This window comes from Schlesneria sp. (assembly GCF_036405755.1).
Classification (GTDB): Bacteria; Planctomycetota; Planctomycetia; order Planctomycetales; family Planctomycetaceae; genus Schlesneria; species Schlesneria sphaerica.
Window position 1 is genome coordinate 1 of record NZ_DASWWZ010000366.1, and the last position, 13529, is coordinate 13529.

A 13529-nucleotide genomic window follows, 5' to 3' on the forward strand; every position below is an offset into this window, starting at 1 on the left:
TCCCAAGGTAGGCGCTGGGACGACAAATTCCCATGGGAAAGTTCTAAAGCCTTGGAAGACGAAATTTTCGATTTAGACAGAGAGAAATTGGCAATGAAGCAGCATCGAGTCTCTTTCGCGGGCATTTTGACTCTGGTGGTCCTCCTTGCATCGCAGGCATCCGTATTACACGCGCAGCCCCACGGCAGTGACTGCAACTGCCACAAGCAGAAAAAGTGCTCGCAGATCTGGAGTTGCCTCTGGGGACGAATGGTCAGTGATGGGACGGGGGGATCGTTCCGGCAGTACGGTTACCCGCGACACACCTGTTGCGGAAACCAACCGCACGGATATCCCATCTGGGGGATGGGAGGCACCTGCTTGCATGGTTGCCGGCACCACGACAATTGTCCCCCTGAAGTCTACCAGCGGTAATGCGAAGTCGGAGCAGTCGACGCCCGGGTGAATGCTTGCGATGTCGGCGAGTCACGTCGACTCATTGCCCTCGCAACTTTTGAGCCCGTGCGTTGTTGCTGTCTCCTTTCAGAACCTCCTCAATCAAGACATCCGCTTTTTCCTTTTGCCCGCTGGCTAAATACGCTTGAGCGAGCCCCAACTGTGCATCTGTGCTTTTGGGCTTGAGTTCCAGGGCGGTCTCGAATTCGCGGATCGCTTGCCCAAATTCCTTCGTGTCCAGCAGTGCTTCGCCAAGGATCCTGTGAACTTCGGCATCGAGTACATCGATGTGCAGCGCGAGCTTGCCAAACTTATACGCTGTTTCGAATTTTCCTTCTTCAAGTGCGAGTTCCGCCAGTGCTTTTCGGGGGGCAGGGTCGTCTGACTCAATCCGGACAAGTGTCTCCAGCGCCGCTCGTCGGGTTTCCGTATTTCCTGTCAGTTTTGCGGCTGCGGCAGTCCCCTTCCACCACTCGCTCTCGTAAGGAAAATGTTCCTTCCCGAGTTCACTCAGGGTGATCGCCTCTTCGGGACGCTTCTGTTTCAACCGGATCTTCATCAGAAGTTCGACGACCTGCTTATTCGGGTGAGCATTGTCGAGTGCCGGTTCCAGCACCTGCGCTGCTTCATCCAGGCGATCATCCCGCAGGTGCAGCAGTGACAACACCGTTGCCGCAACGGGCTGAGAAGGTTCCTTCTTCAGGACTCCCTCTGCAATCGTTTTTGCATCCTCACGTTTTTTGATGATTAACATGAGTTTCGCATAGTTTGCTGCCGCTTTCGGATCCTCTTTGTTTTTCTCGTACGCCTTTTCGATCTGAGCGGGTCTCAATTCCTCTTCGGAAGCGTCCTGACTCTTGCGGAGACCTGCGACCAGTTTGTCGAGGTAATCCCGATATCCTTTCTCGAAGTCAGTTTTATCGACGTTGAAGACTTCCGGAATCGCCTGGTCGGTGGTCAGGTTCCGACGATACGCGTCGAGCAGCTTCGCCAGCGTGGGCTCACCAAAACGTTCAACCATATACTCTGCGTACAGCACGCTTTGGCAGTAAGCGAAATTCCAGTTCTCCTGATTGCCCGCGCGGATAAATCCCATGCTCAGGTTATCAAGATTCTTGAGCTCCCCTTTGGGAACGCGTTTCAGGAGAAGATCGTTCCATTCGACAGGTGTTGGATACCCTTCTGAGCGGACTGCCAGGGCTTCCGTGTACCAGTGAGGGATATTGAACTTCGTCTGCTGGAGAGTCAGCACATGAACGAACTCATGCTTCAGCACACGTGCCCAGTTCAACGGCTGTTCCATGGAACCGGGGCTTTGCATGGCGACGATCACACCCGTCGAGGCGCCGATCGTCTGGACCCAGGGAAGTCCCACCATGCGAGCGCTGAACCATTGGTGTCCTGACAGTCCTTTGGCCGTGTTGTAGATTTCAATCTGCGTGCGTGTCTCGGGTTCGAATCCGAAAAGTTCCGTCAGTTCCGGATAGACCTCCTCCAGGTACTCAGCCATATAGCGAGCAAGCAGCTTGTCGAGTTTGCCGTCGGCTCGCACCACGAAGTGTTCTGTCTGATACGACTCGTAGTCATCGAGAACCTTGATGACCTTACGCATATTGCTGACTCGTACATGGTACGGGTCCATCTTGAAGGCTTCGTCGAGTGTTTTACGGGCGGCGTCGATCTGGCCCGTCTGCATATAGAGTTGACCCAACGCATTCTTCGGCTGAGACAACTGAGGCATCAATGCGATCGCCTGCTTGAGCAATGGTTCCGCCACTGTGTGCTGTCGGAACATATTGACGATTTCGGCTAATGAGGACAGGAAGTAACCCGGCCTGGGATTTCTTGTCGCGACATCAATCAGGATCTGTTCGCAGCGAGTTGGCTCCTCCAGTTTCAGGTCCTGAATATGGTCGAGATGGCTGACAAGTTGGTTCCAGCGAACGGGGTCGGGCCACCCGTCCTGAAGCATGCGCAAGGATGCCAGCAGGGCCAGTGTCTCGCTCTCGACCGGATTGACAGCCAAAGCCTCGGTCAGCAGTTTTTCGACCTCGTCAAAGTCACGGAAGTAGAGCTTGGCTGTGGCGAGTGCCTGAAGAGCACCGGTCGAACCTGGGGCAATTGTCAGGGCACGTTTCGCTGATTCTTCGACCTCATCCCAGTCGTAGTCACCGATGGCCGACTTGGCCAGTTCGATATGTACCTCGGACGCGTTGGGGTTGATTGCCAGAGCGGCTTTCAATTCGGGGCGACCTTGTGCCTTGTTGTATTTTTCGAGCAGCAGTCCACCGGATGCCAGGTGTGCCTGCCAGAAGATTTTATCTGCCTTCAATGCATCAACGGCGACGGTATTGACGCAAAAATCGAATATCTGAGAGGCACTGTGCCAGCGCGCGTACTGTGATGCCCCTTTCGCCACGAGGAGTAGCGATTCGGGATCACGAGGTTGAGCCCGGTTGTAGTAACGCACGAACCAGCGGTAGCCGTCGTCGGCTTTCTTGAGTTCACCCTTCTCGGTATAGAGGTGGGCTTGTATGAGTCGAGCGACCAGTTGATCGGGGTCGAGTTTAAGAGCGAGTCCCACAGCCGTCTCCGCTTCCTTTAGGCGACCGCGGCCGAAATGGAGCTTCGCCGAGTGAGCCTGTAACGGTGCCGAGTTTTCATGGGAGGCGATGGCCGCAGCGATCGTTTCCTCCGCTGCGGCTCGTTCACCCTGTGCAAGCTGCGATTCGCTTCTCAGTAAAGCGATTTGGACTGGATCGAGGTCGGGGGCCCTGGATTCTTCCAGCTTTTCCAGAGTTTCAATGGCTTCTTCGTAGCGTCCTTTCTGGAAGTGCTCGCGTGCCGCGGCGAATCGGGTGGCGAATGTTTCTTCGCCGAACAGCGAGGCATTGAGCGTCAGACTGTGCAGGGTCAGGACGGCAATCAGCAGAAAAGACTTCATTCGGCGGTACCTGCATCAGGGAACAAAACCGTAGAACAGTTCGACGCTACCTTAACATCCTCTGCGACGCAACTTGACAGTCCGACTCTGGTCCATTTAAGGATCTCACGCTGTCGAATACTGGCCTCCGTCAAACCATTCCAAGGCCATTAAATGCTGTTAAGGTCGAGGTCGCGGTGATCTGGGAGAGCACCTGATGCTTATGATACGCATCAGCGGCCATTCCCGAATCAACGCGTCCCCGACCTTTGCAGGCGGATGACAACATCGTGCTGCCGTCAGTTCATACTGGGGTCCCAGGCACTGGCCACTGGAGTGTCTGGAGCGAGAACATAGATCTCCACGCGGCGGTTCTTCTGGCGAGTCTGTTCGGTCGAGTTGGGTTCCACTGGCTGGTGAGCCCCGTAGCCGGAGATACCCATTCGGTTCTCGTTGATCCCCGACTTGCGAAGGGCTCGCATCACAGACAGGGCCCGGTTTGCCGAGAGACCCATGTTGTCGTGGTGCTTGTCAGCCGTTGATTTGCGAGAGACCGGTTTGTCATCGGTATGACCGGATACGAGAACCTTCAGGCTGCGAGCATCCCCCTGATTCATGATCTGGGCGAACTCGTCCAGAATCTGCTTGGCTCGAGGCTGAATGTCGTCGCTTCCGGAAGCAAACAGCAAGTCTGTCGAGAACTTGCTGACGCCCGTGTGTGGATCGAAATCGAAATCCTTGTATTTCTTTCGCATCTCTTCCAGACGCCGATTCGATTCATCCGAAAGCGGGTTGTTCGAAGGCTTGTTTCCGACCAGCAGGGTTCGCATACGGTCTTCCAGCTCGTTGTTGGCTGACGCGAGGTTCCCCAGGCGGGCGTTGGCTGCATCCAGACTTTGCTTGGCCGCAAGGTACTGTTGCTCCATCGCTGCCTTTTCGGCCGCAAGCTGGCTTGCCGTTTGTCCCATGCCATTGCGTTCCATGGCCAGCATTTTGTTCTGCTGGTAGAGCTGTTGAGCTCGCAACTGGCTTTGCTGCAGGGCGTTTCGTGGAGGTGCGCTCCGACATCCGATGGCCATAATCAGGCACATCACGATACCAGTGGTAATGCAGACCCGCGTACCAAACATCGAAGACTCCTCGGTTTTAGCGCGCCGACGCGGGATCGACAGTGGGGTTCGAACGTGTGTCACGGTCAATGACGACGTAGGAAAAGCATCCACTGCACGACTGACGCAACGGTCAATGTACGATGAGAGTTGAATTGAATTTTTGGAGAGAGAGATTGGGGCGTACGGTTCATCGAATCCGTCTGTCCATCGTTCCCGCAATGGACAGAACTCGCGAACCATTCGCGGCGGATTTATAGTGAGGGGCCTGAACACTGCCAAGAGGAATATTGAGCGAAAGTTCGCGGTCCCGATATGGAATCCGCGAAAAACCTCTACACCTGCCGCAGGGTTCGGCGGAATCCGCCGATGAGTTCGGCCGGTTCTGGAACCTGTTCAGCCCCCTCCCGTTTCGCCCCTTAGTCCGAACGTTTTCGCTTGCGGTACAGTTCGCGGAAGCTCTGTTTGGGCATGGGAGGCAATTCACGCTGTCGGCCCCATGCATTCAGGCGGTTGTAGACCATAAAGCGAGGCAGTTTGGGAAGCAGCCAGCGACCAATCTTTCCTGATGCGGTGAACAACCAGGTATTCCCCAGAACGATTCTTGCGAATCTCATCGACATTCGCTTGGTCCAAGGGAGATAACCTCGAACCGCGATCACACGTCTCCATGTGAGTAGCTGGGTGTGCAGGTCGATCTTGACGGGGCAGACGTCGCTACACGATCCGCACAGGCTACAGGCGAAAGGGAGGCTGTGGTGGGTCTTGGCATCGCGCGAAGGTGCCAGAATCGAGCCGATCGGGCCCGGAATGGTGGTCTCGTAACTATGTCCCCCGCTCCGCCGGTAGACGGGACAGGTATTCATACAGGCCCCGCAGCGGATGCAGTTCAGGGATCGTCGAAAATCGGGGGAACCAAGGATATCGCTGCGGCCATTATCCAGCAGGACAATGTGCAGCTCGCCCCCGCGCATCGGACCGTGAAAGTGCGAAGAATAGGTTGTGATGGGCTGGCCTGTTGCCGATCGTGCCAGCAGTCGCAGGAATACGCCCATGTCTTTCGCACGCGGGATCAGCTTTTCAATCCCCATGCAGGCAATATGAACTTTCGGAAGCGAAACACCCAGGTCGGCGTTCCCTTCGTTCGTGCACACGACAAAGCCGCCCGTTTCCGCGATCGCGAAATTGACCCCGGTGATGCCAACGTCGGCCCCGAGGAACTTGCGCCTCAGCTCATCACGAGCAGCATTAACGAGGTACGGAGGATCTGTGGCACCGGCGTCGGTACCGATGTGCTTGTGAAAGAGGTCCCCGATTTCCTCACGTTTGATGTGGATCGCCGGCATGACGATATGTGACGGCGGTTCGTTCCGCAGTTGCACAATCCACTCACCCAGGTCCGTGTCGACGACTTCGACGTCGTGCCGTTCCAGAAAGGGGTTGAGGTGGCATTCCTCTGTCAGCATTGATTTGCTTTTGACCACTTTCTTCGCGTCATGCTTCTTGATGATGTCCAGCACGATTTGATTGTGTTCGGCCGGGGTTCGTGCCCAGTGCACCGTCGCCCCGAGTCGGGTCGCGTTCCGTTCAAACTCTTCCAGGTAGTCACCTAACCGCGACATCGTGTGCAGCTTGATGTCCGATGCCCGCTGACGCAGTTCTTCCCACTCGGGCAGAGTGGACGCGGCTTTGTCGCGTTTGGAACGTACGAACCAGAGGCTTTGATCGTGCCAGTGGGCTCGCGCGTCATCTGCCACGAATGTGCTTGCGTTTTCCGGGTGTTCGTGGTGGACCAATGTTTGGGACATGCTGCACTAACGAGTTGAAGAGGAAGGATCGGCGACAGTCAAAATTGACACTCGAACTTGTCCCGGTCGTCTGATGCAGTCCGTTCTATCAGAATCGAATCCGACGGTTGGACGCTGACAATCGAGAACAGTCCCCTCGTATGTTACGCAACTCGGCACGGTGCCGACCAGCGAAACGGTCAGCTTTGATGCGAGGAGATCAGGGTGGGGTTTCCCCCAGCAGCAGATTCCGGAACGACAAATCGGTCGTGGGATCGTGGCCCTGAAGGCTCAAATGACCGGCCGCCGTTCGACTTCCTTCGCGCGGGTTTTCATTGGCCGGGCGTTCGTCCGTCCAGTCAACCATCTGCGTTCCGTTGACCCAGGTGGCAATGTGGTTGCCATCGGCGATCAATGTTGATGTCAACCACTCGTAGTCATCCGAGACCACGCGCCGTGCTGAGACACGTTTGAAGATTCCACCGGTACCATGATCGACGGGTTGTGTGCGATCACCGTTTTTGAAGCCGTTGTGGATCTGGAACTCATAACCGTGCGAAGGGGCCTCGTCTGTCCCCCGCATGGCCCGGAAGAATACTCCACTGTTCAGTTCTTTCCCGTTCGTGACCGCCTGGAACTGAAGTACGAAATTTCCTGCGGTCAGATCCGTTTCCAGAAATCCGCGACCATTCAGGACTCGGATTGCTCCGTTGCTGACCGTGAACTGACTCTTCGATCCGGGGACCTCATGCCATCCGGCAAGTGTCTTTCCATCAAATAGAGGCCTGGTTCCCAGCGGCTTCAGATAGACATTGCGGAACTCGATCTTTCCGCCGTTCATCTGCAGTCCGATGTGGCCAGTCTTGAGTGGATTTTCTGTTTCGTCGGTGTATTCCAGAACCTGCTTGCCATCGAATTTGACGGTGACCGAAGGTCCTTCAACCCGGACATGGAACGTGTGCCAGTCTCCATCGCCCTGCACGACGCTGGCGGGGTTCTTTCGGCCAACCAGACTCGCTGTCGCGAATTCCGTGCGGGAATCGCACATGTTCAGTTCGTAGCAGTCGACGTCAGGAGCGGTCGGGTTAAACACGGAACGAAGGAAGATCCCGCTGTTTCCACCCTTCTCCAGTCGGTACTGGCAGATCAGCTCATAGTCGGCGAAACGGGTGGTCGTCATCAGCAACCCTTTGTCGGCCGCGTCGCTCGACTTTGCAGTGATGACGCCATCGCTGGCGGTCCACTCCAGGGCGCTGTTGGATTTCCAGCCGAATAAGGTGTGGCCGTCGAACAAGCGGATCCAGCCTGCCTGGACTTCTTCGTTGGCAAGCCAGTTTGAGCCATCGGCAGAGGGGGCTTCGAGAATGGGCCCCTGATCTGTGACGGGGGCCGAAGTTGCTGCTCCCCCGGACGAATCCGAAACCGTCGCGTTCTTCGGCTCCGCGGGTGGCTGCTGCGCACATCCGACGACGAGAGTCAGGCAAAAGAAAATCAGGCTGAATGAACGGCTCATTGATCCAGGGCTCCTCGAGTCTTCCAAAGCAGCTGAGTTCAGGGGCGTTCCTTGCTGACCAATGACATGGTCTTAAAACTGAAGTGGCTTTAAAAGCGGCCGGCCAACGCATCGCGTTCGATGTCGAGCACCTTGTTCAGGCGACGCACATGCCGCTCATCACTGCTGAATTCGGCACTCATGAATGCCTTGACCAGTTCAGTCGCGACTTCTTCCCCGACGATACGAGCGCCAATGCACAGGACATTCATGCTGTCGTGCTCAACGCCCTGGTGAGCGGAGTAAGTATCATGACAGATGGCAGCGCGAATACCGGGAATCTTGTTCGCGGCCACGCTGACCCCGACACCACTTCCACAAACCAGGATTCCTCGATCGGCCTGGCCGGCGATGATGGTCTCGCCGACTTTCCTCGCGTAGTCGGGGTAGTCGACAGAGCAGTTTGAGTCGGTGCCGCAATCGATCACCTGATGACCTGCTGCCTGAATCAGGGAAGCAACACGTTGCTTCAACGGGAAACCAGCGTGATCACAGCCGAGAGCGATTCGCATATTGATTTAGCCGAATTTGAGGTCAAAAAGAGCAGTGATCGAAGGCTGCTGACATTGTAGCGAGAAACAAAGGCTGTACGACACTCGCTGCCATTTTTCGAATCGCGACCCGGAATCCTCTGCAGGGACGGAATTCCGGGCAGAAAACACCCCTCACCCCGCGGATGGGGTAAGGGGAATGTCTGTGGTTCGGGTGTCCATTGTGTCTCATGACAGCGAACTGCCGAGACGAGGTTCAAGATCAGGGAAGGTCACTTCGTCCCATCAGGTACTTGTCACATTCCCGTGCGGCCCCTCGGCCTTCATTGATCGCCCAGACGATCAAACTTTGGCCCCGGCGGCAGTCACCTGCCGCGAAGACGCCGGGAACGTTTGTCGTGAACTGGCCGTGCGATGCATCGTAGTTCGAGCGTGGGTCCAGTTTGACGCCGAGTTGTTCGGCGACGGTCGATTCAGGGCCAAGAAACCCGAGAGCGAGGAAGACGAGATCCGCGGGGATTTCTCGTTCGGTACCGGGAATGACTTTGAACGGCGGTGCAGGTTCGGCTTTCGCGATTTTCAGAGCGCGAACTTCCCCCTTTTCATTTCCGAGGAATTCCACGGTCGTCGTGCTGAACAGACGTGGGTCTTCGCCGAAGATCGCCGCCACTTCCGCGTGGCCGTAGTCGACGCGGAAGATACGTGGCCACTGCGGCCAGGGATTGTTGGGGGCACGGTTAGCGGGTGATTCGGGCACGATTTCCAGATTGATCACGCCCTTGCAGCCGTGACGAACCGAGGTGCCGATACAGTCGTTTCCGGTATCACCACCACCAATGACCACGACATGCTTGTCTTTCGCGCTGATGTACTGGCCATCAGAGTGTTGCGAATCGAGCAGGCTTTTCGTGTTTGCCGAAAGAAAGTCCATCGCCATGTGGATTCCCTTCAGTTGGCGACCGGGGATCGGCAGATCTCTTGGTCGGGTCGCCCCGGTGCTGAGGACGATGGCGTCGAATTGTTCACGCAGGTCCATCGCACTGATATCACGCCCGATTTCGACACCGGTCCGGAACTTGACTCCTTCGGTGGCGAGCAGGTCAACACGGCGCTGGACGATATGCTTTTCCAATTTCATGTTGGGGATACCGTACATGAGCAGCCCGCCAATTCGATCGGCACGCTCGAAGACGGTCACATCGTGGCCAACGCTATTGAGCTGAGCGGCAGCGGCGAGACCCGCAGGCCCCGAGCCGACGACAGCGACTCGCTTGCCTGTTCGAGACTGTGGCGGATTCGGCTGAACCCAGCCATGTTCGAATCCGTGATCAATGATCGAGCATTCGATGCTCTTGATCGTCACGGGAGGATTGGTGATTCCCAGCACGCATGACCCCTCGCACGGAGCGGGGCAGACGCGGCCGGTGAACTCGGGGAAGTTATTGGTCTTATGCAGGCGATCCAGCGCTTCGCGCCAATGGCCACGGTAGACCAGGTCGTTCCACTCGGGAATCAGGTTGTTGACGGGACAGCCTGCTGCCATGCCCGCCATAAGTGTCCCGGTGTGACAGAAGGGGACTCCACAGTCCATACAGCGCGCACCTTGTGTACGCAGCTCTTTCTCAGACATGTGTTCATGAAATTCATTCCAGTTCAGAACCCGCAACCGGGGATCGGTTTCGTTCGGCGTCTGTCGCTGGAACTCTTTAAAACCTGTCGGCTTACCCATTTGAATACCAAAGTTGTAGAAACGCGAATAATCCGGATGAAATCGGATTGGTCGGTTCGATCGGGGTTTGTGCTTTTGTCCCAACCGTCTGCGACACAACGACTCACCGCTCAGGATGACATTTCATCGATCAAGCGTTTGGCGATTACTGAATAACTCTCGCCAATGAACACTCATCGACGACACGGGAAAATCAGGCGACTTCATTACCGACCCGGTGCCCGAATCGATTCAGGCACCACATCGATTTATTTCCAGGACAGCCATCTGCACAAGTTCCCTCATGGCTGAAACGGCACAGGGATGGTGCCAGCAATCTCGTTCACGGGAAGGCCGTTGCGAGGACTCCGTGAGACGTGTTCCCGGAGGAGTTTTGAACGCCCCGCCGGGAACCTCGTTTTCACATTATTTGCTCGCAAGCTCTTTCAACTGTTCGGCAAGGGCACGCTTGTAGTCAGTTGGCATGACCTTTACGAACCGCGGAAGTTCGTCGTCCCAGTTCTGCAGAATCTCGGCCGCGACGGTCGAGTTCGTGTGCTTGTAGTGCTTGGCGATCAGCTCTTTCAGTTCTGCGATATCGGCAGGAGAATCAACCTTTTCCAACGCCACCATTTCCAGGTTGCAGTTGGACAGCAGTTTTTCATGCCGATCGTAAACATAGGCAATCCCACCTGACATACCGGCGGCAAAGTTGCGGCCCGTTTCCCCGAGGATCACCGCCCGTCCACCGGTCATGTATTCGCAACCGTGGTCGCCCACTCCTTCCACCACACAGCTCGCCCCCGAGTTTCGGACGCAGAACCGTTCAGCCGCACGACCACGGAAGAACGCTTCACCCGCGGTTGCCCCGTAGAGTGCGACGTTACCGATGATGATGTTCTCCTCGGCAGTGAACTGGGACGCTGCCGGCGGATAGACGATCAGGCGACCACCGCTCAGCCCCTTCCCAACGAAGTCGTTCGCATCCCCTTCGACTTCGATGGTGATCCCTTTCGCAAGCCAGCCACCCAGCGTCTGACCGGCCGAGCCCTTGCAACGGACCCGGATCGTGTCGTCTGGCAGTCCCTGCTCGCCCCACTTCTTGGAAACTTCGTGACTGAGAATCGTTCCGAGTGCACGATCAATATTCTGCACTTCGATATTCAGTCGCACCGGCTTCTTATTCTGAATCGCCTCCTGGGCCTCGCGAACCAGTTCGTTATCGATCTGCAGCTCGATCCCGTGGTTTTGTGGAATCGTGCAGTAGGTCTGAACGTTTTCGTGCGGCTTGATCGCTGGTGTCAGGATCTGGGACAGATCCAGGTGCTTCAGTTTCCAGTGGTTGATCGAGCTGTCGTATTCGAGCACTTCCGAGTGTCCGACCATCTCGTCGATCGTCCGGAAACCGAGTGACGCCATGATCTCGCGTGCTTCTTCGGCGACCATGAACAGGTAGTTGATCACGTGCTCGGGCTGGCCGGTGAACTTCTTGCGAAGCTCGACATCCTGAGTCGCGATCCCGACCGGGCAGGTATTCAAGTGACACTTACGCATCATGATGCAGCCCATCGTGATGAGTGGAGCCGTTGCGAACCCGAATTCTTCGGCGCCCAGCAGACAGGCGATGATCACATCGCGACCCGTCTTGAGCTGACCATCGGTTTCCAGCCGCACGCGACTGCGAAGGTCGTTCAGGACCAGTGTCTGGTGGGTTTCGGCGATTCCCAGTTCCCACGGCATACCGGCGTGCTTGATGCTGGTAAGCGGTGAGGCTCCCGTTCCGCCCGAGTCTCCAGAGATCAGGATCTTGTCGGCATGACCTTTGGCCACACCCGCCGCGATCGTTCCGACACCCACTTCAGAGACCAGTTTCACACTGACACGGGCGGAGGGATTGGCATTCTTCAAATCGAAGATCAGTTGTGACAGGTCTTCGATCGAATAAATGTCGTGATGCGGAGGAGGACTGATCAAGCCGACGCCCGGAGTTGAATGGCGGGTTGCGGCGATGATCTTGTCGACCTTGAAGCCGGGAAGTTCGCCCCCTTCACCAGGCTTGGCACCTTGTGAAACCTTGATCTGCAGCTCATCGGCGTTGGTCAGATACCAGCTTGTCACACCGAATCGACCGGACGCGACCTGCTTGATGGCCGACCGCTTCGAGTCACCATTGGGTTCGGGTTTGAAACGCTTGTAGTCTTCACCCCCTTCGCCGGTGTTACTCTTGCCGCCGATGCGGTTCATGGCAATCGCCAGCGTTTCATGGGCTTCAGCAGAGATCGAACCATAGCTCATCGCCCCTGTGCAGAAGCGACGGAGGATGGCTTCGACGGGTTCGACTTCTTCCAGAGGAACAGGTGTCAGCCCCTCTTTAAACTTCAGCATCCCTCGCAGATGACACTCACGTGTCGTCTGCTCATTCACCATCTTCGAAAACTCTTTGTAAGCCGCCTTGTCTCCCTGCCGGGCTGCTCGCTGGATGTTGGCAATGTTGTGGGGGTTCCACGCATGCTTTTCACCGGCGGAACGCCAGGCGTAAAGTCCGAAGTTGGGAAGCACGGGAAGCTTGTTATTTTCTCGCGTCGGATAGCCAAGTTCGTGACGTCGGAATGCTTCCTCACCGAGGATCTCGAAACCGACACCGCTGATTCGGCTGGGGGTCCCACGGAAGCACTTGTTGATCACGTCTTCGCTGATCCCCACCGCTTCAAAGATCTGGGCACCCTTGTAGCTGGCAAGGGTCGAGATCCCCATCTTGGCCATCACCTTGAGGATCCCCTGCTTCGTCGCCTTGCGATAAGCGGCGGTGATCTGCTCGTGGGTCCATTCCCCGGACAGTTCCCCTTCATCCTGCAACTGCCACAGGGCTTCGAATGCCATGTAAGGATTGATGGCGTCGGCGCCGTACCCGGTCAGCAGGCAGAAGTGATGGACTTCACGGGCTTCGCCAGTCTCGACGACGATCCCGATACGGGTCCGCTCTTCGTTGTGGACTAGGTGATGATGCACGGCTCCCGTCGCCAGCAAGGCACTGACAGGCAGACGATGGGCACTCGCCAGACGGTCCGAGAGGACGATCAGGCTATACCCGTCGACGATCGCCTGACGCGCTTCGCCACAGATCCGATCGAGAGCCCACTTCAGGCCCTTCGGTCCCTGAGACTTCGGATAGGTGATATCGATCGTCTTGGTCTTCCAGCCGCGATAGTTCAAATGCTTGATTGCGGCCAGTTCTTCATTCGTGAGAATCGGGTGCGGAACGGCAAGGCGATGACATTGACCTTCGGTCGAATCGAGGACGTTGCCTTCGGGGCCGATGTAGCACTCCAGCGACATGATGACTTCTTCCCGCGTGCTGTCGATCGCGGGGTTGGTCACCTGTGCAAACAACTGCTTGAAGTAATCGTAGATCAGACGGGGCTGGTCGCTCATACACGCCAGTGCTGAGTCATCACCCATCGATCCGATGGGATCCTTCTTCGTCGTGATCATCGGAACGAGCATGAACTGCAGTGTTTCAGTGG

At 56.5% G+C, this 13529-nt stretch carries 8 protein-coding genes; 1 reads left to right on the forward strand and 7 read right to left on the reverse strand.

Annotated elements, in window-relative coordinates; all coding sequences use genetic code 11:
• Nucleotides 1–93: 93 nt before the first annotated feature.
• Nucleotides 94–414 carry a hypothetical protein gene (locus VGE80_RS12540; RefSeq protein ID WP_397570019.1) on the forward strand — a complete coding sequence of 107 codons (321 nt, stop codon included), beginning with the start codon at nucleotides 94–96 and terminating at the stop codon, nucleotides 412–414.
• A gap of 61 nt (nucleotides 415–475) precedes the next feature.
• Here VGE80_RS12540 and VGE80_RS12545 read toward each other — a convergent pair whose 3' ends face one another.
• From VGE80_RS12545 to gltB, 7 genes are all read right to left on the reverse strand, one after another.
• Nucleotides 476–3379: a tetratricopeptide repeat protein gene (locus VGE80_RS12545; RefSeq protein ID WP_440592911.1), complete on the reverse strand. Its 2904-nt coding sequence runs from the start codon at nucleotides 3377–3379 to the stop codon at nucleotides 476–478.
• A gap of 278 nt (nucleotides 3380–3657) precedes the next feature.
• Nucleotides 3658–4488 carry an OmpA/MotB family protein gene (locus VGE80_RS12550; protein WP_373652095.1) on the reverse strand — a complete coding sequence of 277 codons (831 nt, stop codon included), beginning with the start codon at nucleotides 4486–4488 and terminating at the stop codon, nucleotides 3658–3660.
• Between the two features lie 398 nt (nucleotides 4489–4886).
• Nucleotides 4887–6275, reverse strand: coding sequence for a lactate utilization protein B (locus VGE80_RS12555; protein ID WP_440592912.1), 1389 nt, complete (start codon nucleotides 6273–6275; stop codon nucleotides 4887–4889).
• Nucleotides 6276–6474: 199 nt separating this feature from the next.
• Entirely contained in the window at nucleotides 6475–7767 is a 1293-nt protein-coding gene (locus tag VGE80_RS12560; RefSeq protein WP_440592913.1) for a 3-keto-disaccharide hydrolase, read from the reverse strand.
• Between the two features lie 89 nt (nucleotides 7768–7856).
• Nucleotides 7857–8318 carry a ribose 5-phosphate isomerase B gene (gene rpiB, locus VGE80_RS12565; RefSeq protein ID WP_440592914.1) on the reverse strand — a complete coding sequence of 154 codons (462 nt, stop codon included), beginning with the start codon at nucleotides 8316–8318 and terminating at the stop codon, nucleotides 7857–7859.
• A gap of 241 nt (nucleotides 8319–8559) precedes the next feature.
• Entirely contained in the window at nucleotides 8560–10026 is a 1467-nt protein-coding gene (locus VGE80_RS12570; RefSeq protein WP_440592915.1) for a glutamate synthase subunit beta, read from the reverse strand.
• Between the two features lie 405 nt (nucleotides 10027–10431).
• Nucleotides 10432–13529 (reverse strand): glutamate synthase large subunit (gltB, locus tag VGE80_RS12575; protein WP_440592916.1); only part of this gene is annotated, 3098 nt, incomplete at its 5' end.

Bases quoted from the DNA above. Each gene is read 5' to 3' on its own strand.
- VGE80_RS12540 (WP_397570019.1), top strand. From the start codon at position 94: ATGAAGCAGCATCGAGTCTCTTTCGCGGGCATTTTGACTCTGGTGGTC.
- VGE80_RS12545 (WP_440592911.1), bottom strand. From the start codon at position 3,379: ATGAAGTCTTTTCTGCTGATTGCCGTCCTGACCCTGCACAGTCTGACG.
- VGE80_RS12550 (WP_373652095.1), bottom strand. From the start codon at position 4,488: ATGTTTGGTACGCGGGTCTGCATTACCACTGGTATCGTGATGTGCCTG.
- VGE80_RS12555 (WP_440592912.1), bottom strand. From the start codon at position 6,275: ATGTCCCAAACATTGGTCCACCACGAACACCCGGAAAACGCAAGCACA.
- VGE80_RS12560 (WP_440592913.1), bottom strand. From the start codon at position 7,767: ATGAGCCGTTCATTCAGCCTGATTTTCTTTTGCCTGACTCTCGTCGTC.
- rpiB (WP_440592914.1), bottom strand. From the start codon at position 8,318: ATGCGAATCGCTCTCGGCTGTGATCACGCTGGTTTCCCGTTGAAGCAA.
- VGE80_RS12570 (WP_440592915.1), bottom strand. From the start codon at position 10,026: ATGGGTAAGCCGACAGGTTTTAAAGAGTTCCAGCGACAGACGCCGAAC.